The 25978-nt window shown below is 58.4% G+C and carries 17 protein-coding genes; 11 read left to right on the forward strand and 6 right to left on the reverse strand.

Going from position 1 to position 25978, the window contains the following annotated elements:
• Positions 1 to 7: 7 nt before the first annotated feature.
• The 3 genes from folD to CR155_RS08500 are packed head-to-tail and all read right to left on the reverse strand — an operon-like array spanning position 8 to position 3248.
• Positions 8 to 871 carry a bifunctional methylenetetrahydrofolate dehydrogenase/methenyltetrahydrofolate cyclohydrolase FolD gene (gene folD / locus CR155_RS08490; RefSeq protein WP_102069587.1) on the reverse strand — a complete coding sequence of 288 codons (864 nt, stop codon included), beginning with the start codon at positions 869 to 871 and terminating at the stop codon, positions 8 to 10.
• On the reverse strand, positions 868 to 1494 hold the full coding sequence (locus tag CR155_RS08495; RefSeq protein ID WP_102069588.1) for a response regulator transcription factor: 627 nt from the start codon (positions 1492 to 1494) through the stop codon (positions 868 to 870). The genes folD and CR155_RS08495 overlap by 4 nt, the downstream gene beginning before the upstream one ends.
• Positions 1491 to 3248 (reverse strand): PAS domain-containing sensor histidine kinase, encoded by a 1758-nt coding sequence (locus tag CR155_RS08500; RefSeq protein WP_102069589.1) that lies wholly within the window; start codon positions 3246 to 3248, stop codon positions 1491 to 1493. Before CR155_RS08500 ends, CR155_RS08495 begins: the two co-directional genes overlap by 4 nt.
• A gap of 257 nt (positions 3249 to 3505) precedes the next feature.
• Between CR155_RS08500 and aceE the strand changes: the two genes are divergently transcribed.
• The 7 genes from aceE (at position 3506) to purF (ending at position 14197) form a co-directional block, all read left to right on the forward strand.
• On the forward strand, positions 3506 to 6214 hold the full coding sequence (gene aceE / locus CR155_RS08505; protein ID WP_102069590.1) for a pyruvate dehydrogenase (acetyl-transferring), homodimeric type: 2709 nt from the start codon (positions 3506 to 3508) through the stop codon (positions 6212 to 6214).
• A gap of 14 nt (positions 6215 to 6228) precedes the next feature.
• Positions 6229 to 7959, forward strand: a complete 1731-nt coding sequence (aceF, locus tag CR155_RS08510; protein ID WP_102069591.1) for a dihydrolipoyllysine-residue acetyltransferase — start codon at positions 6229 to 6231, stop codon at positions 7957 to 7959.
• A 9-nt stretch (positions 7960 to 7968) separates the two neighbouring features.
• Complete coding sequence (lpdA, locus tag CR155_RS08515) at positions 7969 to 9735, forward strand: dihydrolipoyl dehydrogenase (protein ID WP_102069592.1); 1767 nt, start codon at positions 7969 to 7971, stop codon at positions 9733 to 9735.
• A gap of 167 nt (positions 9736 to 9902) precedes the next feature.
• A complete protein-coding gene (gene folC / locus CR155_RS08520; RefSeq protein WP_102069593.1) occupies positions 9903 to 11321 on the forward strand; it encodes a bifunctional tetrahydrofolate synthase/dihydrofolate synthase in 1419 nt (472 codons plus the stop codon).
• Positions 11322 to 11371: 50 nt separating this feature from the next.
• Positions 11372 to 12190, forward strand: a complete 819-nt coding sequence (locus CR155_RS08525; RefSeq protein WP_102069594.1) for an SPOR domain-containing protein — start codon at positions 11372 to 11374, stop codon at positions 12188 to 12190.
• Positions 12187 to 12675: a CvpA family protein gene (locus tag CR155_RS08530; RefSeq protein WP_102069595.1), complete on the forward strand. Its 489-nt coding sequence runs from the start codon at positions 12187 to 12189 to the stop codon at positions 12673 to 12675. Before CR155_RS08525 ends, CR155_RS08530 begins: the two co-directional genes overlap by 4 nt.
• A gap of 22 nt (positions 12676 to 12697) precedes the next feature.
• Entirely contained in the window at positions 12698 to 14197 is a 1500-nt protein-coding gene (gene purF, locus CR155_RS08535) for an amidophosphoribosyltransferase (protein ID WP_102069596.1), read from the forward strand.
• Positions 14198 to 14290: 93 nt separating this feature from the next.
• On the opposite strand, the gene phbB is transcribed toward purF, so the two are convergent.
• Genes phbB through CR155_RS08550 form a run of 3 tightly spaced genes read right to left on the reverse strand, consistent with a single transcriptional unit; the run spans position 14291 to position 19557 of the window.
• Positions 14291 to 15037: an acetoacetyl-CoA reductase gene (gene phbB, locus CR155_RS08540; RefSeq protein ID WP_199171710.1), complete on the reverse strand. Its 747-nt coding sequence runs from the start codon at positions 15035 to 15037 to the stop codon at positions 14291 to 14293.
• 12 nt (positions 15038 to 15049) lie between these two features.
• On the reverse strand, positions 15050 to 16810 hold the full coding sequence (locus tag CR155_RS08545) for a PHA/PHB synthase family protein (RefSeq protein ID WP_102069598.1): 1761 nt from the start codon (positions 16808 to 16810) through the stop codon (positions 15050 to 15052).
• Positions 16807 to 19557: a cation-transporting P-type ATPase gene (locus CR155_RS08550; RefSeq protein WP_102069599.1), complete on the reverse strand. Its 2751-nt coding sequence runs from the start codon at positions 19555 to 19557 to the stop codon at positions 16807 to 16809. The genes CR155_RS08545 and CR155_RS08550 overlap by 4 nt, the downstream gene beginning before the upstream one ends.
• A gap of 406 nt (positions 19558 to 19963) precedes the next feature.
• Here CR155_RS08550 and CR155_RS08555 point away from each other — a divergent pair, with 406 nt between their 5' ends.
• The 4 genes from CR155_RS08555 to CR155_RS08570 all read left to right on the forward strand — a co-directional run bounded on the left by CR155_RS08555 (position 19964) and on the right by CR155_RS08570 (position 25971).
• A complete protein-coding gene (locus CR155_RS08555; RefSeq protein WP_199171711.1) occupies positions 19964 to 21055 on the forward strand; it encodes an HlyD family secretion protein in 1092 nt (363 codons plus the stop codon).
• A 2-nt stretch (positions 21056 to 21057) separates the two neighbouring features.
• Entirely contained in the window at positions 21058 to 23832 is a 2775-nt protein-coding gene (gene rbbA / locus CR155_RS08560) for a ribosome-associated ATPase/putative transporter RbbA (protein ID WP_102069600.1), read from the forward strand.
• 2 nt (positions 23833 to 23834) lie between these two features.
• Entirely contained in the window at positions 23835 to 24962 is a 1128-nt protein-coding gene (locus CR155_RS08565) for an ABC transporter permease (RefSeq protein WP_102069601.1), read from the forward strand.
• Between the two features lie 73 nt (positions 24963 to 25035).
• On the forward strand, positions 25036 to 25971 hold the full coding sequence (locus tag CR155_RS08570) for a phosphate acetyltransferase (protein WP_102069602.1): 936 nt from the start codon (positions 25036 to 25038) through the stop codon (positions 25969 to 25971).
• Positions 25972 to 25978 lie beyond the last annotated feature (7 nt).

Below are 25978 nucleotides of genomic sequence, written 5' to 3' on the forward strand. Positions count from 1 at the left end.
TTCAGCATTAAATGTGTATGGCAGCGGCGCGGCGTTCCGCGGCCTCAACGGTATTGACCAGCAGCATGGCTATCGTCATGGGGCCGACACCACCTGGCACGGGTGTAATGGCTCCAGCGACGGTCTTGGCCGAGTCGAATTCCACATCGCCGACCAAGCGGCCATCGGCGCAGCGATTGATTCCAACGTCGATAACAACCGCACCTGGCTTGATCATATCGCCGGTCACAATGCCGGGTTTGCCAGTGGCCACGACCAACACATCGGCCCGTCTTGTCTGTGCACCAAGGTCGCGTGTCTTGGAATTGCACAACGTGACTGTGGCGCCGGCGGCCAGCAGCAGCATGGCCATGGGCTTGCCGACGATATTGCTGGCGCCGACGATAACCGCCTCGGCGCCACGCAGTGCGACATTTTCCGCCTCCAGCATCTTCATGATGCCGTAAGGCGTGCAAGGCCGAAAAAGCGGTTGGCCGGTCATCAATAGACCCGCGTTGCTGACGTGAAAGCCGTCAACATCCTTGTCAGCAGCGATGGCTTCGATAACCAGGCTGGCGTTCATGTGGGCGGGCAAGGGCAATTGCACCAGAATGCCATGGATGCTGCGGTCGGCATTGAGTTCCTGTACGACGTCGAGCAGCTCTCCCTCAGTGGTGTCCGCGGCCAGGCGGATGACCCGGGAATGCAGGCCTGCCTTGTCGCATGCGGCCGCCTTGTTGCGCACATAGACCTGTGAAGCCGGGTCATCGCCGACCAGGACGACGGCCAGGCCAGGTGTGATCCCTTGTTTCTTGAGAGCCAGCACCCGCTTCGACACTTCCGTTTTCACGGTATCGGAAAGCGCCTTTCCATCGATAAGACGCGCTGTCATATGACCCCTTCCGCTTTAGTCAGCGCGATTTTCATCAAGTCGGCAACAGTGGTGACTTCGAGCTTTTCCATGATGTTGGCGCGGTGTGCTTCGACGGTCTTGATGCTGATGTTCAAGTCGCCGGCAATCTGCTTATTCAGGCGGCCCGCCACAATGCGTTCGAGCACCTGCTGTTCGCGCGCGGTAAGACGACTGAGCACGGCCTGGTGATTCTTATGCGCCTGGGCCTGGCTGACTCGCTGTGTGGCCTGGTCCAGCATCCGGGCCACTATGGTTCGCAGATCGGTCTCATTGAACGGTTTCTCGAGGAAATCGACGGCACCTTTCTTCATGGTTGAAACAGCCATGGGCACATCGCCGTGACCGGTGATGAATACGATGGGCAAGGGTGCGCGCCGCGCGATTAGCTCTTCCTGCAGTTCCAGTCCACTCATTCCGGGCATGCGCACGTCGGCAATCAGGACGCCCACCTGATCCGGTTCATATGCATTAAGGAATTCTTCCGCACCGCTGAAGCTCCGTACCCGGTAGCCATTTGCTTCGAGCAGCCACCGCAGGGAATCGCGGACCGCCTCGTCGTCATCGACTATGAAGATGGTGCTCGGGGCTTGAGGTGTAGTCATGCATGCAACTCCTGGGTTTCCTCTGCGTCACGAGGCGCTTGTGGCGGCGCGCACGGCAGGGTAAAGCGAAAAATGGTGCCGCCTTCCGGATTGGAACTGGCCCAAAGCCGGCCGTGATGCGACTCGATGATAGTACGGCAGATGTTCAGTCCCATGCCCAGGCCTTCGGACTTGGTGCTGTAAAAAGGTTCGAAGAGGCGTTCAGGGTCGCGAAGGCCATGCCCGCGGTCGATGACGGCTATCTCGACCAGTGGATGCTGATCGGTGACAACGACATGAAGCACCCGGTACTCGCTGGATTCCATCGCTTCAACCCCGTTTTTAAGCAGATTGAGCAATACCTGTTCAATTAGGATGGGGTCGGCCATGACATTTGGCAAGGGCTCCGGCAAAATCTGGTCGATATCGATCTGGCGCTTGCGGGCATCGATCTCGGCGAAGCCAACGGCATTGTCCAGTATTTGGCTGACCGGGACAGACTGACGCCGAGGTTCGCTGCGCTTCACGAATTCGCGTATGCGACTGATGATTTTTCCAGCACGTTCTGCTTGTTGTGCTGCCTTTTCCAATGCCTCGAGGAGGCGCTCGGGCTGTGCATTGCCCGACTTGAGCATGGCGACGGCCCCCATGCTGTAGTTGCTGATCGCCGTCAGAGGCTGGTTCAACTCATGCGCCAACGAGGAAGCCATCTCGCCCATCGTGGTGAGTCGGCTGGTCAGCTGGATTTTTTCTTGTTGCACGCGCGAGTCTTCTTCATGCGTACGGCGCTCGGTGATGTCGCGCGCCACTTGGAGGCGAACGCGGCGCCCATCGGTCCAGGCCAGGATACGATGATGCACTTCGAACCAGCGCTGCGCCGATTCAGAAAAGATTTCGACCGTTTCATCTGTAAAGCGGCCGAGACGCCCACCCAGCAATTCGCCATGGCCGTTGGACTGTGCGCCAAAAAATCGTCGATAAGTACGGTTCGCGAAGAGCAGTTCAAGCCCTTCGGAGGTGTCAGCAACGACGGATATGGCGTCATCCAGGCCTTCGAGCACGGTCATGAAGCGTTCGTGGGCCGCCGTCAGCGCCTCGCGAATTCGTTTGGGTTCGGTGATGTCGGTCATGGACGTCATCCAGCCGATCTGCTCGCCATTGGGGTCGCGCAGTGGAGACACATACATGCGAGCGGTAAAGCGCGACCCGTCTCGACGTTGCGCCTCGACCTCCAGTCCGCTGCTGGGCGTGCGGCCCGACAGCAGCAGGTCTAGCGTTTCCTGGTGCTGAGCGTGTCGGCCGGGCAACCAATAAGGGAAGGGCGTGGTGCGCCCGATAAGATCGGCTTCATTCCAACCTATCATGCGGCAAAAGGCCGGATTCACATAGGCGATACGTCCGTGCATGTCGAAAACACGCATGCCGGTCGACATGGAATTTTCCATTGCGCGACGAAAGCCTGTTTCCGCAATGAGGGCCGCTTCGGCGGTTGTGCGAAAACGCGTGTAGCGCCACAAGGCCAGCAGACTGAGTACTATGACAAAGGACAGCGCCGCCACGACCATCAACAGGCGCTGTTGGCGCGTTTCCTGGTCTATCGTGACGAACATCACGCTATCGTTGTGCAGGCGCTGGAGCCAGATGAACGCGCCCATCACGCACAGGTAGAGGACCAGCACGATCACCGGCGTAAGCCAATAGAAACCGCGTCGCGTCGTACTCGCCTGGTCGTAGAACGTAGTCGGGATCAAGGATTTTTTGGAGTGACTCGCCATGGCTCTTCGGTTGTTGCACAGAATGCTTTCGGCATTTTAAACCGTAAGCGCGTTGTTAATATTTCACATTATGAAAAGTCATATCATAAAATGAAATATTGCTTGAACATATCACCGGTCTTTCCTAGAATTGAGTCCATTGCAGCATCTGGCTGCTCTGCATGCACGCGTCCGGGATCACCAGCTATCGGGTATAACGGGGACAACGATCAAGTGTTGTCAGTGTTCGAATCCATAATTTAAACAGGAGACACCCAATGTCCTCTCTTGACCCAATCAACGCACCGGCCGCTGTCGCCGATGATGCCGCACTAGAAACCCAGGAATGGCTGGAAGCACTGGAGGCGGTGTTGGACCGGGAGGGCCCGGAGCGTGCCCATTACCTGCTCGAACGCCTGGTCGATCTTGCGCGCCGTTCAGGTGCACACATTCCGTTTTCGCCCAACACGGCTTACGTCAACACCATACCGCCCGGGCTCGAGCCTCCACATCCTGGCAATCTGGTGCTGGAAGAACGCATCCGTTCGTATGTGCGCTGGAATGCCATGACCATGGTCGTCAAGGCAAATAGCCATAATCCGCCAGACGGCGGCGACCTGGGAGGACACATTGCATCGTTTGCATCGCTTGCCACCATGATAGGTTGCGGCCAGAATCACTTCTGGCACGCCGAAACCGAAGATCACGGCGGCGATCTGGTGTACTTCCAGGGTCACTCTTCCCCTGGCATTTATGGCCGCGCCTATCTTGAAGGGCGTTTGACCGAAGAACAGCTGGATAATTTTCGCCAGGAAGTCGACGGCAAAGGCTTGCCGTCTTACCCGCATCCCAAGTTGATGCCGGAGTTCTGGCAGTTCCCCACGGTCTCCATGGGGCTGGGCCCGCTCATGGCCATCTATCAGGCGCGCTTTCTGAAGTACTTGCACGCCCGCGGCCTCGCTGATACCAGCAAGCGCAAGGTATGGGTATTCTGCGGCGACGGTGAAATGGACGAGCCCGAATCGCTGGGGGCCATCAGCCTCGCTTCGCGTGAGAAGCTCGACAACCTGATTTTCGTGGTCAATTGCAATCTCCAGAGGCTTGACGGTCCGGTGCGTGGCAACGGAAAGATCATCCAGGAACTCGAAGGCGACTTCCGAGGCAGCGGCTGGAATGTGATCAAACTTATCTGGGGCGGCTATTGGGATCCTCTTCTGGCGCGCGACAAAGAAGGCATTTTGCGTCGCATCATGGAAGAATCCGTCGACGGCGAATACCAGGCTTATAAAGCCAATGACGGAAAATTCGTACGCGAACACTTCTTCGGCAAGCATCCCAAACTGCTTGAAATGGTCAGCCGCATGAGCGACGAAGACGTCTGGCGTCTGAATCGAGGCGGTCACGATCCCTATAAGGTATTTGCCGCGTTCGATGCCGCGTCCAAGCACAAGGGACAACCTACTGTCATCCTGGCCAAGACCATCAAAGGCTACGGCATGGGCCACGTGGGCCAGGCCAAGAATCCTACCCATCAGCAGAAAAAGCTGGACGTCGCCGCGGTTCGCGAATTTCGCGATCGTTTCAATATTCCGGTGCCTGACGACAAGCTTGAAGATCTGCCGTATTTCAAACCGGCCGACGACTCACCTGAAATGAAATATCTGCATGAGCGCCGCGAGGCGCTTGGCGGTTATCTCCCGCGGCGTCGAGCAAAGGCGGACGAGCATCTGATGGCTCCGAAACTTGAGGTCTTTAAGGCCGTGCTCGAACCGACGGCCGAGGGTCGCGAAATATCAACCACGCAAGCATTTGTTCGAATCCTGAATCAGATTCTGCGGGACAAGGATCTCAGCTCGCGTGTCGTGCCAATTCTTGCTGATGAATCCCGTACTTTCGGCATGGAAGGTTTGTTCCGCCAAATCGGCATTTATGCGCCTGAAGGTCAAAAATATACGCCTGTCGATAAAGACCAGGTCATGTACTACCGTGAGACGGAAAACGGGCAGTTGTTGCAGGAAGGCATCAACGAGGCTGGCGCATTCAGCTCGTGGATAGCGGCCGCGACGTCGTATTCCACCAATAACCGGATCATGATTCCGTTTTTCATCTATTACTCAATGTTCGGTTTCCAGCGCATCGGCGACCTCGCCTGGGCCGCGGGCGACATGCAGGCGCGCGGGTTCCTGCTGGGCGGTACTGCAGGACGCACGACGCTAAACGGTGAAGGTCTGCAGCACGAAGATGGCCACAGTCACATCATGTCGTCGCTCATTCCGAATTGCGTTTCCTACGACCCCACTTTCGGCCATGAACTTGCCGTCATCATCCAGGATGGACTGCGCCGGATGGTCGAAAACCAGGAGAGTGTGTATTACTACATCACGGTAATGAACGAGAATTATCCCCAGCCGGGGCTTACTGCTGGTGACGAACAGGGCATTATCCGCGGCATGTACAAATTCAAGTCGGTGGGAGACAGCAAGCTGCGCGTCCAGCTGATGGGCTCAGGCACTATCCTGCGCGAGGTGCTCGCCGCCCAAGACATACTCGAGAGCGATTGGGGCGTAGGGTCCGACGTCTGGAGCGTGACCAGCTTCACTGAATTGCGTCGTGACGGACTCGATTGCGAGCGCCATAACTTGCTTCATCCGGAAGACACCGCTCAGCAGGTTTCGTATGTCAGCCAGCAGCTCCAGGATACGACGGGTCCGATCGTGGTCTCTACCGACTATGTCAAGGCCTATGGTGACCAGATCCGTCCATTCATACCCAAGGGCCGCGATTTCCGGGTGCTGGGTACCGACGGATTCGGGCGTTCCGATTTCCGATACAAGCTGCGCGAACATTTCGAGATAAACCGGCATTTTGTCGTTCTGGCAGCATTGCGCGGACTGGCCGACGAGGGCAAACTGCCACTGGCCAAAGTGGCTGAGGCCATCAAGAAATATGGAATCAATCCTGAAAAAGCCAATCCGCATCACGCCTGAGCGAGGACGACAAAATGAGCAATAACACCGAAATCAAGGTTCCCGATATTGGCGACGTCAGTGAAGTCGATGTAATCGAAATATTGGTGGCCGAAGGCGACACCATTGCGAAGGACCAAAGTCTGATTACTGTCGAATCCGACAAGGCGTCGATGGAAATACCGGCATCACACGCAGGTTTGGTCAAGGCCATCAAGGTCAAGACTGGTGACAAGGTCAAGGAAGGCTCGGTCATACTTGAACTCGAAATTTCGGACGCCGCGAAAGCACCTCCACCGCCGGCCAAGGAAGCTTCGCCAGCAGCCGCGCCGGCCGCTGCTGAACAGGCGGCGCCCGAACCGCCACCAGCCGAAACAAAGGCGGACAAGGAAAGCAACGACGTTGGACACCAAGGCCCGGTCACTGTTGTGGTGCCCGATATCGGCGATACCAACGACGTCGAAGTCATCGAAATTATGGTGGCAGTCGGCGACACCGTGACCGCTGAACAAAGTCTTATCACGGTCGAATCTGACAAGGCTTCCATGGAGGTTCCGTCCTCGCATGCCGGCGTGGTGACCGCAATCAAAGTCAAGTTGGGCGACAAAGTAAACAAGGGCTCTGAAATTCTGGAATTGCGCAGCAGTGAATCTCCCGCCGCCGCCAAACCGGTCAAAGCGGTGGAACCGGTCCAGGCCGCAAACACTGACGCCGGTGCTGCGCAACAGTCCAGCTCGACGTCGCAGGCACCTTTATCCGAACGCGACAGCTCGGCAAGCCTCGCTTCCGTACCGCCGGAAAGGCATTCTCCTACCGAGGCTTTTGCCGACGTCGATCTGCCTTTGCGAAATCTGCCGCATGCCTCTCCGTCTGTGCGCAAATTCGCGCGCGAGCTGGGTGTCAACCTGACCAAAGTGAACGGCTCGGGCGATAAAAACCGCATAACGGCCGACGATGTGCGCGGTTTTGTCAAACAGGCGCTGGCGTCAGGTGGAGCCCCAATGCTCAGTGCAGCGGCTGGCGCCGAAGGAGGATTCAGCGTCCTGCCGTGGCCTAAAGTCGATTTTGCCAAATTCGGCTCCATCGAAGCCAAGCCTTTATCCCGCATAAAGCGAATATCGGGCGCCAATCTGCAACGAAACTGGGTGATGATTCCTCATGTCACCAATAACGATCTGGCCGATATCACCGACCTTGAAACGTTGCGCCAAACGCTGAATCAGGAAAACCAGAAATCCGGCATCAAGGTGACCATGCTGGCGTTCCTGATCAAGGCAGTTGTCGCGGCACTCAAGAAGTTCCCCGAATTCAATGCGTCCATCGAGGGCGAAAACCTCATACTCAAGCAGTACTACCATATCGGTTTTGCCGCCGACACACCCAACGGCCTGATGGTGCCAGTAATACGCGATGCCGACAAGAAAGGTATTTTCGATATTGCCGCCGAAACCTCCGAACTGGCCAAGCTTGCCCGCGACGGCAAATTGTCGCCAGCACAGATGCAAGGCGGCTGCTTCTCGATTTCATCATTGGGCGGCATAGGTGGCACGTCATTCACGCCCATCATCAATGCACCCGAGGTAGCAATCCTTGGTGTATCGCGGTCGTCGCACCAGCCGGTCTGGGATGGTAAGCAATTCCAGGCGCGCCTGATGTTGCCCCTGTCGCTTTCCTATGACCACCGCGTGATCGATGGTGCCGCGGCTGCCCGCTTTAATGCTTACCTGGGCAGCTTGCTGGCCGACTTCCGGCGCATTGCGCTATAGGAGCCCGACATGAGCACAATTGAATTGAACGTGCCCGATATCGGCGACGTTGCGGAAGTGGCAGTTATCGAAGTCATGGTTGCAGTTGGTGATACCATCAGCAAGGAGCAGAGCCTCATCACTGTAGAGTCCGACAAGGCCTCTATGGAGATTCCTGCTGAAAAGGCGGGAGTCGTGAAAGCCCTGTTGGTAAAGGTGGGCGATAAAGTTACCAAGGGCACTCCGATACTCCAGATTGAAGCCAGCCAGGAGGTCTCTTCCGAGCAAGTCAAACCAGCCCGGCCCGAGGCAGCATCGGTCGACAGCGCCGATGTCGCCGCCGCCACACCTGCACCAGCCAGTTATTCGGGGTCCACAGACGCAGAGTATGACGTCCTGGTGCTGGGCGCCGGCCCTGGTGGATATTCGGCTGCCTTTCGCGCCGCCGATCTCGGCCTCAAGGTCGTGCTGATCGAACGTTACGCCACGCTGGGCGGGGTATGTCTGAACGTCGGGTGCATACCCTCCAAGGCATTGCTTCATACCGCGGCGGTGCTCGAGGAAGCCAAGTCCTTGTCGGCGCACGGCATTTCGTTTGGCGAACCCAAGATCGACCTGGATGCGGTGCGGGCCTATAAAGATGGCGTCGTATCGAAGCTTACGGGCGGTTTGGCAGGAATGGCACGCGCTCGAAAGGTGACCGTGGTGACGGGCGTAGGGCAGTTTGTGGATGCACAACATGTGTCGGTTCAAGATGACAAGGGCCAGAGCCAGACGATAAAATTCGGCTCGGCCATCATTGCCGCCGGTAGCCAGTCCGTCAAGCTGCCGTTTTTGCCTGCTGACAGCCGTGTCTTCGACTCCACAGGCGCTTTGCTGCTCTCCAGCATACCGAAAAAAATGTTGATCGTCGGCGGCGGCATTATCGGCCTCGAAATGGGTACGGTGTATTCTGCGCTCGGCACGCGGCTGGATGTCGTCGAGATGCAAAGTGGATTGATGCAGGGTGCAGACCGCGACTTGGTCAAAGTCTGGGAAAAGATGAATGCCGGTAGATTCGACAACATCATGCTGGACACGAAGACAGTGGGTGCGCAAGCCCGCGAAGACGGTATCTGGGTGAGCTTCGAAGGCAAGAACGCCCCTAGCGCGGCGCAACGCTACGATCTCGTTTTGCAGGCGGTGGGCCGAGTGCCCAACGGCAAGAAAATCGCCGCTGACAAGGCCGGAGTTGCCGTCACCGAGCGCGGTTTCATCGAAGTCGACAGGCAGATGCGTACCAACGTCTCGCACATCTATGCGATCGGCGATATTGTCGGACAGCCTATGCTGGCACATAAAGCGGTTCACGAGGGACATGTGGCCGCTGAAGCCATTGCCGGACAGAAAAGTTTCTTTGACGCCCGGGTTATACCATCGGTCGCTTACACCGATCCGGAAGTGGCCTGGGTAGGACTGACCGAAGATGAAGCCAAGAGTCAGGGTATCGCCGTCGAACGCGGCGTCTTTCCCTGGGCCGCATCAGGACGTGCCATTGCCAATGGCCGTGATGAAGGATTTACGAAACTATTGTTCGACGCGACCACCCACCGCGTGCTGGGCGGCGCTATTGTGGGTACCCACGCGGGCGATCTTATCGGAGAAGTGGCGCTCGCGATCGAAATGGGCGCCGATGCGGTCGACATTGGCAAGACCATTCATCCTCATCCCACTCTTGGGGAGTCCATCGGAATGGCGGCCGAAGTGGCGGAGGGCAGTTGTACCGACCTTCCTCCACCGCGGCGCACCGGGAAATAAGCCTTTCTCCGTCTGGCCTTGTCTGCCGTTCGTGACCCACCAGCTACTATACGGACGGCATGCACCGGCCAGGCGTGCCGCTTTATCGCCGTTGATGGCGAGCCAGTCTAATACAGCACAAATGCTACTATTGGTGCCTGCCGTCAGCACTTCTATAAGCGTTCATCATGTCTCGTCTCGTACCCAGCGCAACCGCAACACTGCAGGACTGGTTGGCTTATCTGGAAACCCTACACCGCCATCCCATCGAACTTGGCCTCGAGCGCATCGGCGCCGTCGCTGCCAAGTTCGAACTGACGTATCCCTACGTGAAGATAACCGTGGGCGGCACCAATGGTAAAGGGTCAACCTGCGCCATGCTCGAAGCCATCCTGCTGGCGTCGGGCTATAAGGTAGGTCTGTATACGTCGCCTCACCTGATCGACTTCAACGAGCGTATCCGGATTAATGGCGAACTGGCTACCGACCACCAAATTATCGAGCAATTCCAGCGAATCGAATCCGGCCGGGGTGATATTACGCTCAGCTACTTCGAATACACCACCTTGGCCGCCTTCATGCTGTTCGAGAAGCATGGCCTGGATGTTGCGGTGCTTGAAGTCGGCCTTGGCGGCCGCCTGGATGCCGTCAACATGGTTGATGCCGACTGTGCCATAGTTACCAGTGTCGATCTCGATCACACCGATTATCTGGGTGATACCCGCGAGAAAATCGGTTGGGAAAAGGCCCATATTTTCAGAGCGGGGCGTCCGGCCATCTGTGCCGACCCGGTTCCACCGCAGTCGCTGGTCGACTACGCGGGTGAAATCGGCGCCGACCTGTGGTTATTCGGCAAAGACTTCAACTATTCCGGCGACCGTCTGCAATGGGCTTATGGAGGTCGTTCGCAACGGCGCAGCGGCATGGCATATCCCGCCCTACGAGGCGCGAATCAGTTGTTGAACGCCTCGGCGGCACTGGCTGCCATTGAAGCGTTGCGCCCGCAGCTCGCGGTACCCCAGCAGGCGGTACGTATCGGACTGGCGCAGGTATCGCTACCGGGTCGACTGCAAATTCTTCCCGGGACGCCCGCCATCATTCTTGATGTCGCCCATAATCCGCATGCGGCAGCGGCCCTGGGACAGAACCTTGACGGCATGTCGTATTTCCCGTCAACACATGCCGTGGTGGGCATGTTGAGCGACAAAGACGTGGCCGGAGTCATCGCCAAGCTCGCCAGCAGGGTCACCCATTGGTACTGCGCCGGCCTTGAAGGTCCACGTGGCATGTCCGGCGAAGACCTGGCAGCCATCGTGCGGCAAGTGATCGCCACTCGGGCGGGAAAAGAGTCGCTCGAGACACTGAGCCGCGAGGTCGTGCGTGATCGGCAACCGTCCACCGTCGAGGCGCCTAACAAGCCGGGCGTGCGCACCGTCGCTGTGACACCTCCGGCCGCCAGGTCGGTGGTGGTGACAAGTTTTGACACCCCCGTTCAGGCGTTTACAGAAGCTCGTAAACAGGCCACCGACAATGATAGAATTCTCGTATTCGGTTCTTTTTCCACAGTTGGTCCGGTGCTCAACGAGCTGGGACGAAAAGTCATATAGTTCAACCGGCCATCTCGCCGGGATTGTTCACCAAAATAGGTTTTTGCTCCATGGGATTGTTCTCTCGTAACGAATCAGCCACTGGCTCCGGGCGGCGTTCCTCTCAATCCAGCGAGGCCCAGGCCGGCGAATTGCGCGCACGCGCACGACGCAGGCTGGTGGGTGCCTTGGCGCTGGTGCTGGCGGCGGTCATCATAGTGCCCATGCTGTTCGATGACCCTGTGCCGCCGGAACAGCCAAGCACGCCTGTCGTCATTCCCGCCATTGTGCCGCCTGCGGCTCCCGACACCACAATCGCCCTGGCTCCCGAGCCAGCCGATCCGGCTTCGTCCGATAATGAAACGTTGCCCCTTGACACCCCGCTAGCGGTGGATCCAGCATCCGATGTCAACGCGGCAGCTTCGGCCACCACGCCGTCGACTGCGCCCGATACAGGTACGACTGGCGAGCGCAGCCCAGAGCAGGTAGAAGCACCAGCTAAGCCAGCGCCGGCCGCGAAACCAAAGCCGACTGAAAAGCCCGCCTCCAAATCGGAAGCGAAACCGGCATCCGAACGCACTGACGACGGATCTGTGGCAATAGCGTTGCTGGAAGGGCGCACTCCAGCCAAGAAAGCGCCAGCACCAGCTGCAAAGGGTAATTTCACTCTGCAAATCGCCGCGTACGGAAACGACCAGGATGCCCAGACTCGTCGGGAACGTCTCATTGCTTCCGGGGTAACCAACGCCTATGTCGAAAGTGCCGTGTCGGGCGGAAAAAGCACGTACCGATTGCGTGTAGGACCTTTCCCGACACGGGACGCCGCACAGGCCGCTCAGGCCCGTTTACGCGCACTGGGTTACGACAACGGATTCATCTCGACTAAGTGACCAGTTTCGACTATATCGTGCTGGCCATTCTGGGCGTGTCGGCACTGCTGGGGCTGATGCGAGGCCTCATCAAGGAAGTACTTTCTCTCATTGCCTATGTCGTTGCCTTCTTGGCCGGCATCTGGTGGGGTCCCACCGTATCCGTATGGTTGACCCCGTACCTCGATAATTCATTGCTCCGTACCGGCCTGGCCTACGGAGCTGTATTCATTATTGTGCTACTGCTGGTCGGCCTGGTGAATATCACCTTGAGCACGCTGATCCAGAAGACCGGGCTTACGCCAGCCGACCACGGTCTGGGAGCCTTGTTTGGCTTGATGCGTGGCTCGCTGGTCGTGCTGGTGCTGGTCGCACTGGCGGGCTATACCGAATTGCCAAAAGAACCATGGTGGCAGGGTGCCAGGCTGTCGGCTGCGACGGTCTCGGCCGTGCAGCAATTGAAACTCCTCTTGCCGCCGTCGCTGGCGTCTTGGTTACCGTATTGATCGTATTCACAGGAATATCAAAATGTGTGGAATAGTTGGAGTGGTCGGATCCGGCCCGGTGAATCAGCTGATTTACGACAGCTTGCTGTTGCTTCAGCACCGCGGCCAAGATGCCGCCGGCATTGCCACCTCGCATGACCAATTCTTTAATATGTACAAGGCGCATGGCTTGGTGCGCGATGTCTTCCGCACTCGCAATATGCGGTCGTTGCCGGGTAATAGCGGCTTGGGGCAAGTGAGGTATCCCACGGCGGGATCCAGCGACAGCGTCGATGAGGCACAGCCTTTCTATGTCAATGCCCCGTTCGGGATCACCTTCGTTCACAATGGCAACCTGACCAACTGGCGTGAATTGCGCGAAGCCCTGTTCAGGGTGGATCGCCGCCATATCAATACCAACTCCGACTCCGAAGTACTGCTGAACGTTTTTGCGCATGAGCTGCAGCTTGCCGCCAACGGTGGATCCCTTGACGAAGACGCCATCTTTGCAGCCGTGTCCTCGGTGCATCGGCGTGCAAAAGGCGCCTATGGAGTCATTGCGCAGATTGCCAACTATGGCATGGTCGCATTTCGCGATCCATTCGGCATCCGTCCTCTGTGCCTGGGCTCTATTCAAACCGACAGCGGCACTGAATGGATGGTTGCGTCGGAGTCAGTGGCCCTGACCGGCTGCGGATTCACCTTGGTGCGCGACGTTGCGCCGGGCGAGGCCATATTCATCGATCTGGATGGCAATATGGTCAGTCGCCAGTGTGCCGAACACACTTCGCTTACACCTTGTGTCTTCGAGTATGTCTACTTCGCACGGCCCGATTCGCTGATGGACAAGGTCTCCATCTACGATGCCCGTCTGAATATGGGTGAATATCTGGGCGACAACGTAGCCAAGGCCTTGCGGCTTGGCGAAATCGATGTCGTCATGCCCATACCCGATTCCTCACGCCCGTCCGCCATGCAGCTGGCTGCCCGGCTCGATCTGAGCTACCGCGAAGGCTTCATCAAGAACCGCTACATCGGCCGGACTTTCATCATGCCCGGACAGGCGGTGCGCAAGAAGTCGGTACGCCAGAAGCTCAGCGCCATCGATATGGAATTTCGAGGCAAAAACGTATTGCTGGTCGATGATTCCATCGTCCGGGGAACGACCAGCCGAGAGATCGTCGATATGGCGCGTGCCGCGGGAGCCAACAAGGTTTTTTTCGCGTCGGCCGCACCGGCGGTGCGTTTCCCCAACGTGTACGGCATCGATATGCCCACCCAGACGGAATTGATCGCGACCGGGCGGGACACCGATGCGGTGGCACGCGAGATAGGAGCGGATGGGCTGGTGTATCAGGAATTGGCCGATCTGGAGCAATCCATCCGGGACTTGAATCCGGACATGCGTGAGTTTGAATCCTCATGTTTCAACGGCCGCTACGTAACTGGCGATATCGATGCCGCTTACCTGGATCGCCTGAGCCTTACACGCGGCTTGCGGCCGGTTGCTGGAGAAATGGCCACGAGCAACGAAGAGCAGTAAGGCGCATTCCTTGCATATCGATGCTGGCCACGTATCCGCGGAGGATCCGGTGCCGCCCGCCGCGCAGGCAGCCAGTGCAGGGACTACAGTGCTTCAGTACATATGCTGGCCGCCATTCATGGCGATGTTGGCTCCGGTCATGAATGCGGCCGGCTCGCTGCAAATGAACGCGACCAATGCCGCGATCTCGGATGGTTTTCCAAGGCGGCCGACCGGAATCTGCGGAATAACCTGGGATTCGAGCACGTCCTTGGAAACCTTGGCCACCATCGCGCTATCCAGATAGCCTGGCGAAACAGTATTTACGGTTACGCCCTTGCGCGCCACCTCCAGTGCCAACGACTTGGTGAAACCGTATATGCCTGATTTCGCCGCTGAATAATTGCTCTGGCCAAAAGCACCCTTGCTGCCGTTGACTGAAGAAATATTCACGATGCGACCCCAGCCGCGTTGGACCATGGCCTCGCAGAAGGGCTTCGTCATGTTGAACACCGAATCAAGGTTGGTGCGCATGACAATGTCCCAGTCGATCCGGGACAGCTTGCGCAGGGTGGAGTCGCGGGTGATGCCGGCATTGTTGATCAGGATGTCGACTTGGTGTCCGTCACCGTGGATACGGTCAGCGCATGCCGCGCAGGAGTCGTAGTCGGCAACATCGACCGGGTACGCCGTGTAGTGGTATCCAGCCTTGGCCTGCGCCTCCAGCCAGCCCTTTACATCCTGACGGCCAAGGGAGTGGGTCAGCATTACAGTATTGCCCGCGTCGTGAAGGGCCTGGGCGATGGCGGACCCGAGGCAACCCAGGCCGCCAGTGATGAGCGCAGTGCGAGTGATGGACATGATGGTGTTCCTTTATTTTTCCAGTACATAGCGGCCAGGCGCCGGGCCGATTGCGGCATAACCCTGTTTGGATGCGCCCATGCCCGGAGGTGTAACGGGTGCCGACGAGCGTTCCTTGAGCCACTCTATCCAGGCTGGCCACCATGAACCCGCCTGTTCTGGAGCCGTTGCCAGCCATTCATCGGGCCCGAGGTAGCTGTCGCAGGCGCGGCGAGTGAGGCTCTGGAATTTACGGTGATGGTGTCCCGGCTCGTTGACCACGCCGGCGTTATGGCCGCCGTTGGTCAGGACAAAAGTGATTTCCGTCGGAGTAAGCAGGTGGATCTTGTATACCGACCGCCATGGGGCAACGTGATCAGTGGTCGTGCCCAGGCAGAATACGGGAACGCGGATATCAGTCACGGCCACTGGTTTTCCATCCACCGGATAGCGGCCTTCCGCCAGGTCGTTGTCCAGGAAGAGGCGTCGCAGATATTGCGAGTGCATCCGCGCCGGCATGCGGGTCGCGTCAGCATTCCAGGCCATCAGGTCGGTCATGGGCTGGCGTTCGCCCAGCATATAGGTATCCACCAGATGCGACCAAATCAGGTAGTCTGAACGCAACAGCTGGAAAGCGCCGGCCATCTGTTCGGTGGTCAGGTAGCCGGTATCTGTCATCTGGGCTTCCAGCAAGGCCACTTGGCTGGGGTCTATGAACAGGGATAAGTCTCCGGGCTCGCTGAAGTCGGTCTGCGCCGCCAGCATGGTGATCGAGGCCAAGCGATCGTCATGGTCGCGCGCCATGGCGGCGGCGGCAATGCTCAGCAGCGTGCCTCCCAGGCAATAGCCCAAGGCGTGCACCTTGCGCTGGGGCACAACCGTATTGACGGCGGCGAGCGCGGCGTGGAAACCGCGGGAAAGGTAGTCGTCCATACCCAGATCGCGCTCGGCGACGCCCGGGTTCTTCCAGGAGACGCAGAACACCGTATGGCCTTGACCGACAAGGTATTTGATCAGCGAGTTGTGTGGCGAAAGGTCCAGGATGTAATACTTCATGATCCAGGCTGGAATGATCAGCACCGGTTCTGGATGCACTTGCTCAGTCGTTGGCGTGTATTGGATCAGCTCCATCACGTCATTTTTGAGTATGACTTGGCCCGGGGTCGCAGCCAAATCACGACCCACCTCAAAATGTTCCATGCCAAACTTAGCGGCGCCCCTGGCCTGACGCATTATGTCGTCCACCGCATAGAGGCCCCCGCGCACGAGATTAAGGCCCCCTTCCTGGAGGGTTCGACGCACGATTTCAGGATTGGTAACAGGGAAATTGCGAGGGGAAAACAGCTTCAGCAACTCCTGGGCGGCGAAGCCGACTACCTCGGCGTGGTGAGGCGAAACACCGTATACGTCAGTGGTCGCGGCTTGCCACCACTGTTCGGACAGCAGATAGGATTGATGCAGAAAACTATAAGGCCAGGCATGCCATCCTGGTGCGTCGAAACGCCAGTCGGACTTAGGCGCATTGACGGGGACAGGAGGTAGCTCGGGTGCACCCGTCATGCGGGTAACGGCGTTGCCCTCCATGTATTGGGACAGCAACAGGCTTTGGCTTATCGCGAGTTGCAGGAGCTCCAGGCGCTTGCCCGGCGCAGCCGCAAGGTGGGTCGCCCAGTCGATGTAGCTCAGCAACAGCAGTGTGGGTGACACCGAGGAGGTAACACGTGCGACTGCAGCGTGTAGCCGCTGATCCATCTGCGCGGTGGCATTGGCGGGGAAAAGGGAATGAACATTCATGTTTGGTTTCCAGTATGTACGATGGCGCCGCGGCGTTCCCGGAAAAACCTCAAAAGCAGTTTTTCAAGTTCGGAGCATATGAACACAAGCACCCCTACGGCCAGGACCTTCAGCCATCCAACTAGCGTCAAATCGGACGATCCGAATATGGCCTGCATGAACGGTGCATGGGTATATAAGAGTTGCAGAACCGCGCAGGCGGCGATAGCCCAAAGCACATAGGGATTTCCGGTGAGGCCCTCGCGCGTCAGCACTGATCTGGTGATACGCCGGCTGCAGAGCAGATAGAACATTTCACTGACGACCACGGCGTTCACTGCCATAGTACGAGCTTGCGCCATGGTGGCGCCGACGCTCAATTCCCAGAGAAAAAGCCCAAGTCCTCCGGTCATCATCAACAAGGACACGAAAACGATGCGCCATATGAAGAAAGCCGACAGCAGGGGAGCTTGGGGCGGTCGCGGCCGTCTGCGCATTATGCCGTGCTCGGGGGGTTCGAACGCCAGGGCAAGGCCCAGCGAGCCAGCCGTTGCCATATTTATCCAGAGCACCTGCGCCGGTGTCAGAGGTAGGGCGATACCCGCGAAAAGCGCGGCGATGACGATCAAGGCTTCCCCACCGTTGGTCGGAAGCATGAAAAGAATGAACTTCCTGATATTGTCGTAGACGGCGCGACCTTCGCGCACGGCAATTGCAATGGTCGCGAAATTGTCGTCGGCAAGCACCATGTCCGATGCCTGCCGTGCCGCCTCGGTGCCTTTCAGGCCCATCGATATGCCCACATCCGCGCGCTTCAGGGCGGGCGCGTCATTGACGCCGTCGCCTGTCATGGCGACCACCTGGCCGTCAGCCTGCAGAGCCTGGACCAGGCGAAGCTTGTGTTCCGGACTCGCCCGCGCGAAGATATCAATATCATGGACCACCCGGCGAAGCGCGGCATCATCCATGAGCGCGATTTCCGCGCCGGTCATGGCGGGCTTGCCGACCCCTATGTTCAATTGTGCACCGATGGCCCGGGCCGTATCGACGTGGTCGCCGGTGATCATCTTGACGCGTATCCCGGCCTGGTGACACGCATGCACGGATTTGACCGCTTCTTCGCGCGGCAGGTCCACAATGCCTACCAAAGCCAGCAGCGTAAATCCTTCCTGGATGTCATCATTTGCGTTCAGGAAAAGCTGGCTGGACCCGGCACCTTTGGATGCCAGGGCAAGTACACGCAATCCACGTGCTGCGATATCCGTGGCCATACGCCGCCAATAATCGACTTGGATCGGCGCCTTGCCCGCGTCGGTTAATTGCCATTCGCAGAGTTCGATTATTTGCTCGGGCGCTCCCTTGGCGACTATCCACGAATCGCCTTGCGCGTCGCGATGCAGTGTAGCCATATAGCGGTTGGCTGACTCGAAAGGAATGGAGTCCAGCCGCGGCATGACAGCATTTTCCGACTCTGGCACCAAGCCCGCCTTATGGCCTAGCGTGAGCAACGCCACTTCGGTGGGATCGCCCGCCGGCAGCCAATGCTCGCCGTCCTGGCGCAAGCTGGCGTCGTTACATAGAACCCCTGCCCGAATGGCAGGCGCCAGCACTGGGTGAGTGGCTGCATCGGCGGGGTCGGTCCCGCTACTGAAATTGCCTGCGCTGCCATAACCAACGCCACTGACATTGAACTCACACCCGGCGCAAACCACCCTTTGTACGGTCATTTCGTTGCGTGTCAGGGTGCCGGTCTTATCGGTGCAGATCACGGTGACCGAACCCAGAGTCTCGACTGCCGGCAGGCGGCGGACTATGGCATTTTGCCGGGCCATCCGCTGCACGCCGAGCGCCAGGGTGACGGTCATAATTGCAGGAAGTCCCTCCGGGATTGCCGAGGCCACGAGCGCCACCACCATCATGAACATGGCAACCACGGACTCGCCTCGCGCCAGCGTGCCGAACACGAAAACCAGCGCGCCAATAGCCAGTATGACCAAGGCGAGCCAGTACGAAAATCGGTTGATCTGGCGCATCAGCGGGGTCGTGACGCTTTGGATCCCCGCCAACAATTGATCTATCCTTCCTATCTCAGTGTTCGCCCCGGTGGCAACGACTATTCCATGAGCCTGGCCAGTCAGGGCAACGGTACCCATGAACGCCATGCAGTAACGATCGCCCAACGGCGCATCGGCCGCGACGGCTTCTATACCTTTTTCGACCGGCAGCGATTCCCCCGTGAGCGCGGCCTCTTCAACGTGAAAGTCCTTGGCGGCGATAAGACGCAAATCGGCGGGAATGCGGTCGCCGGGATTGATCACGACCAAGTCTCCGGGCGTCAACAAACTGGCATCGATTTCATAGCGGCGACCATTGCGGATCACCGTGGCGCGCGGCGCCAGCATGGTGTGTATGGCATCCAGCGCCGATTCTGCCTTACCCTCCTGGATAAAGCCGATAACGGCATTGAGCACGACGGCCGCCAGCAAGACACCCGTATCCACCCACTGCCCCAGGATCGCCGTTATTGCCGATGCCGCCATCATCACATAGAGCAATATATTGTGAAATTGTCCCAACAGGCGGCGCAGGGGTCCACGCCGTTTGGACGGCGCCAGTTGGTTGAGTCCATGCATCGCCAGGCGGGCCCGGGCTTCATCTTCCTGCAAGCCGCTGGCGCTGGAGCGGGTGCTCTCCAGGAGGTCGTATACGGGAACGGCGTGCCACATGATCTCGGCGGGTGGCTGCGCTATGTTGCGGCGACGTGTCATTGAGCAATTCCGGGTCTTTTATCGTTAAAGACAGGGCACTGGGACAGGAAGCAACTGGATTTGAGGGCAAACCGCCAAGGCGGGCCGTTGCTCATGCTTTGCTACGGTTGCTACGATATATATGATCGCATAGCATTTCCACGAAGGTCTCACCCTTTCGCAGGGCACCTCCGATTATTTGATATAAATCAATCGATCGAAGCGCATACGACGAAATCGGATGCACATCGTGATAAAGTCAAACACTGACACTGATCGGAATGCTGATGCGCCCACCCGACATGTTGTGCTACCGATTTCAGACCATTTCATCGTATTTCCGCAACACACGGGTGTCGAGGGGGCGGCGCGTCGGTGTCCGGGGAAGCGCCACGGCGACTCCGGCTGTAGCCGGGCCACCCGCGATATGAATAAGGCATCCGTCATTGCCATGCTCAAAAAGAAAATGCCGATCATCGCCTTGGCCTTGACTGTGCTGATAGCCGTGGGCGCCTACTACTGGAGCAACTTGCGCGTTACCGGTCCGGGAGACGGCTTCATCGGCGGCAATGGGCGCATCGAAGCCACCGAAGTCGACGTTTCCACCAAGATGGCGGGGCGTGTCCATGACATCATAGTGAACGAAGGCAGCTTCGTGAAGGCCGGAGAACCCCTGGCCTATATGCAGATCGATGTATTGCGAGCTCAACTGGCCGAAGCACAGGCCAAGCTAATGCAAGCCGGCAATAATGTCAGCACGGCACGGGCACAGGTCGCCGCTCGCATGAGTGAGCATGTGGCAGCCTTGGCGCTTATTGCGCAGCGGGAAAGCGACCTGCTGGCGGCAAGGCAGCGCCTCGCGCGTTCAGAGACGCTTTCATCCAGGGGAGCCGTTCCGCGGCAGACATTGGACGACGATCGCGCCGGCGTGCGCGCCGCTCAAGCGGTGCTGGCGGCCGCCAAGGCGCAGGCGGCGGCCGCACAGGCCGGCATTGATGCCGCCAAGGCCCAGGTAGTGAGCGCAGGCTCGGCGGTCACTGCGGCTGAGGCCACCGTGGCCCTGGTTCAGGCCGATATCGACGACAGCGTGCTCAGGGCGCCGCGCGATGGAAGGGTGCAGTACCGGATCGCGCAACCTGGAGAGGTACTCGGCAACGGCGGCAAGGTCCTCAACATCATCGATCTTAGCGATGTCTACATGACCTTTTTTCTGCCTGAAACGGTTGCAGGCAGGGTGGCGCTGGGCAGCGAGGTTCGTCTAGTGCTCGATGCCGCGCCGCAGTATGTGATTCCGGCCAAGGTATCCTATGTCGCCAGTACTGCACAGTTCACCCCAAAAACAGTTGAAACCGCCAGCGAACGACAGAAGCTGATGTTTCGAATCAAGGCGCGGATCGATCGCGATCTCTTGAAGAAGCATTTGGAACAGGTCAAGACCGGACTGCCGGGCATGGCATGGCTGCGCCTTGACGCCCGGCTTCCCTGGCCGCCCGAACTTGCGCTTAACGTTCCCGAGTGATCATGGTCGCCACGGCAGCAAGCCTGAGAGGGGTCAGTTTGCGTTACGGCAAGACACTGGCCTTGGACAATATCAGCCTGGACCTGCCGGCGGGCATGATGGTCGGGCTGATCGGTCCCGACGGAGTCGGCAAGTCGAGCTTGCTTTCCTTGATCGCCGGCGCACGGAAAGTGCAGGATGGCAGCGTCATAGTACTGAATGGCGATATTGCTCAACGCAGGCATCGCGAACTTACGTGCCCGCAAATCGCCTATATGCCCCAGGGTCTCGGGAAAAACCTGTATCCCACGCTGTCGGTGGAAGAGAACCTGCAATTCTTCGGCAGCCTCTTCGGACATGATCTGAACGAGCGCCGTCGCCGCATTGATGCGCTCACCCGCAGCACGGGCATGTACGCCTTCCTGGACCGGCCAGCCGGTAAATTGTCCGGCGGGATGAAGCAGAAGTTGGGGCTATGCTGTGCATTGATACACGACCCCGTCCTGCTCATTCTGGACGAGCCGACAACCGGCGTGGATCCCCTGGCGCGGAGTCAATTCTGGGATCTGATCAGGCATATGCATGCCAGCCGTCCAGACATGAGTGTGCTGGTTGCGACGGCGTATATGGAAGAAGCCGATCAGTTCGACTGGCTGGTGGCCATGGATGCGGGCAGGATACTTGCAGTTGGCACTCCCGAAACATTACGTCAGCGCACCGACACGGATACACTTGAGAAGGCGTTCATCGCCTTGCTGCCCGACGATAAGAAACGCAGGCACACCCCTGTAGTCATTGCTCCGCTTTCCAGCGACATGACCGAGGACGTTGCCGTTGAAGCAGAAGGCCTGACCATGCGTTTCGGAGATTTCGTGGCAGTCGATCACGTAGATTTCCGTATACGGCGCGGCGAGATTTTCGGCTTTCTCGGCTCCAACGGTTGCGGCAAATCGACCACCATGAAGATGCTTACGGGTCTGCTGCCGGCCAGCGAGGGAAAGGCGCGGCTGTTCGGCCAAGAGATAGACCCGAGAGACATGATCACCCGCCGCCGGGTGGGTTATATGACTCAGTCATTCTCGCTCTATACCGAGCTCACCGTGCGCCAGAACCTGCTGCTGCATGCGCGCCTGTTTCAGGTGAGCCCGGCCGACATTCCGGGCCGAATTGAAGCGATCGTCGAACGTTTCGGGCTTGGTGAGGCTGTCGATGCCATGCCCGGTAGCCTGCCCATGGGCATGCGACAGCGCTTGTCCCTGGCTGTGGCCGTGGTGCATGGGCCGGAACTGTTGATTCTGGACGAGCCGACCTCCGGGGTGGATCCCATAGCCCGGGACATATTCTGGCAACTGATGATAGACCTGGCGCGCAAGGACAAGGTCACGATTTTCATTTCCACGCATTTCATGAACGAGGGTGAGCGGTGTGACCGCATTTCACTCATGCATGCCGGCAAGGTGCTGGTCAGCGACGCACCCGGCGAGCTAGTGCGTAAGCGCGGCGCAAGTACGCTCGAACAGGCATTTATCAGCTACCTGGAAGAAGCCGTCACTGCGCATGAACCTTCGACCCCGGCGAGCGCCATCGCATCGGCGGCGCCCGGTCCGGACGTGGTGCGCGCCTTGGATCAGCCCGCCGATACGCCATCGTCTGCTTCTATCGGTCCGCGCCGCTTCAGCCTGGCCAGGGCGCTGAGCTATACAAGGTTGGAGGCGATGCAGCTACGGCGCGATCCGGTGCGCAGCACCCTGGCTCTGCTGGGCACGGCCATTCTGATGTTCGTCATGGGCTATGGAATTACCCTGGACGTCGAAAATCTGACCTATGCGGTACTCGACCGCGACCAGACCACCTTGAGCCAGAATTATGCCTTGAACCTGTCGGGTTCCAGTTATTTCATTGAACGGCCCCCCATCAGCGACTACGCCGACCTGGACCGGCGCATGCGCAATGGCGAGTTGTCTCTTGCCATCGAGATACCAGCCGGCTTCGCGCGTGATCTCAAGCGTGGCAACGTGGTGCAGATAGCCGCCTGGGTGGACGGCGCCATGCCTGCCCGAGCCGAAACCGTGCAAGGATACGTGCAGGGTGTGCATCAAAGCTGGCTGGCCAGCATGACCACTGAGCGGCTGGGCTCGGGCGGGCAATCCGGGCTGGCCAATATCGAAACCCGCTTCCGCTACAACCCCGATGTTCGAAGCCTGACGGCCATGGTGCCCGCGATCATACCTATATTGCTGCTGATGATCCCGGCCATGTTGACAGCGCTGTCAGTCGTACGGGAAAAGGAGCTCGGCTCCATCATCAATCTTTACGTGACCCCCGTGACCCGCGCCGAATTCCTGCTCGGCAAGCAGTTTCCCTATGTAATTCTCGGGATGCTCAATTTTGCGTTGTTGGTGGTCTTCTCGACAACGATTCTTGGGGTTCCACTGAAAGGAAGCCTGCCGGCGCTCAGCGCGGCGGCTCTGCTGTATGTGGTGTTCTCGACAGGCTTTGGGTTGTTCGCGTCCAGCTTCACCCGCAGTCAGATTGCCGCCTTGTTTTTTACCATGATAGGCACCATATTGCCCGCCGTGCAATTCGCCGGCATGCTCAACCCAGTCTCGTCGCTGGAAGGAGCGGGAGCAGCCATAGGACATGTCTATCCGACCACCTATTTCCTGATCATCAGCCGCGGCGTCTTCAATAAGGCCCTGGGGTTCACTGACTTGGGGAGCTCCTTCTGGCCCTTGCTGGCCGCTGTGCCAGTACTACTTGGCCTGGCCATAGCACTGCTGAACAAGCAGGACCGCTGACCATGCTTACCCATCTGGCCAATATATTCCATCTGGGCATCAAGGAATTATGGAGTCTGGCGCGCGATCCCATTATGCTGGTTCTGATCGCTTACACCTTTACCATTGCCATCTATGCGTCCGCGACCGCGATGCCCGAAACGCTGCATAGGGCGCCGATAGCAATCGTCGACGAGGATGGGTCTGCGCTGTCGGCGCGTATCGCGGGAAGCTTCTATCCCCCACACTTCATGCCGCCCCGTATGATCTCCCTCGCGCAGATGGACGCCGGCCTGGACGCGGGCGACTACACGTTCGTGTTGAACATTCCGCCCGATTTCCAGCGCGACGTACTGGCGGGCAGTCAACCTGATATACAACTTAATGTCGATGCCACGCGCATGTCGCAAGCGTTCAGCGGCAGCGGCTATATTCAGCAGGTTGTCATCGGCGAGATAGCGGAATTTCTGCAAGGACATCGTGGCCCCAGTGTGCCGCCGGTCGAGCTGGCCTTGCGCATGCGCTTCAATCCTAATCTGGAGCGTTCCTGGTTCGGCTCGCTTATGGAAATCATAAACAGCATCACCATGCTGTCCATCATCCTAACCGGCGCTGCATTGATACGCGAGCGCGAGCATGGCACCATCGAACACCTGCTTGTCATGCCGGTGACACCGGCCGAGATCATGCTATCGAAGGTCTGGTCGATGGGCCTGGTGGTGTTGGTCGCGTCGGGGCTTTCGCTGATACTGATCGTGCAAGGCGTCTTGCGCGTGCCGATAGAAGGCTCCATCGCGCTGTTCCTGGCTGGCACTGCCCTGCATTTGTTCGCCACCACGTCGATGGGTATATTCATGGCCACGCTGGCGCGAACGATGCCGCAGTTCGGCCTGTTGTTGATATTGACACTGCTGCCTTTGCAAATGTTGTCCGGCGGCACGACACCCCGAGAAAGCATGCCGTCCTTCGTGCAAGACATTATGCTGGTGGCGCCTACTACGCATTTTGTTTCGCTGGGACAGGCTATCCTTTACAGGGGTGCCGACTTCACTTCGGTTTGGCCGCAGTTCCTTGCGCTCCTGGTCATAGGACTCATCTTTTTCTTGATAGCGTTGGGCCGATTCCGTAAGTCTTTGAACCATATGGCTTAACGATGTATCTACACTAATCCGCAAAGTACACGCTGCGAACATTAAGCGCCACAACGCGCGCGAGGACTATGTCATGAATGAATCCGTCAGTTACAAGCGTTTGATCCAAACCGCGGGACAGCCAAACGACAGGGTCTGCGCAGTGGCGCATCCTTGCGATAAGACCTCGCTGGCCGCGGCGCTTGAGGCAGGTCGCCTGGGTATTTTCACGCCAGTGCTGACCGGCCCGGAACGCCGCATACAAAAGCTGGCCCAGGAGTTCGATCTGGACCTCGATAACGTACAAATTATCGACACGCCGCATAGCCACGCTTCAGCTGACGAAGCCGTCGCCCAGGTCCAGGCGGGTCGTGCAAACTTGCTCATGAAGGGTAGCTTGCACACCGATGAGCTGATGTCCGCGATCCTGAATCATAGTGGCGGGCTGCGCACCGAGCGGCGTATAAGCCATGTGTTCATCATGGATGTCCCCAGCTATCCCGGACTCTTGTTCATCACCGACGCCGCCATCAATATCTTCCCGGACCTGGAAACCAAGGCAGATATCATCAGGAATGTTATCGATTTGCATGTGGGCCTGGGGCTGGGCGCGCCACGCGTGGCAATACTCTCGGCAGTCGAGCAGGTGAGCGGGAAGATCCCCAGCACCCTGGACGCTGCCGCGCTTTGTAAAATGGCGGAACGCGGACAAATCGAGGGCGGCATCCTGGACGGACCGTTGGCAATGGATAATGCCATCAGTCCAGTGGCGGCACGCATGAAGGGCATCAAGTCCGAAGTAGCCGGGCGGGCGCAGGTTCTCGTAGTACCTGACCTGGAGGCGGGCAACATGTTGGCCAAAAACCTCACCTTCCTGGCCGGTGCCTACGCGGCCGGGATCGTCCTGGGAGCTCGAGTGCCTGTTATTCTTACTAGCCGTGCCGACAGCACCGAGACGCGCCTTGCTTCGTGCGCAGTGGCGGCGCTTTACGCAGACTACCGAATACGCACTAAACCGGTCTCGGCATGATGCGTTT

This window comes from Pollutimonas nitritireducens, assembly GCF_002849615.1.
GTDB lineage: Bacteria > Pseudomonadota > Gammaproteobacteria > Burkholderiales > Burkholderiaceae_B > Pollutimonas > Pollutimonas nitritireducens.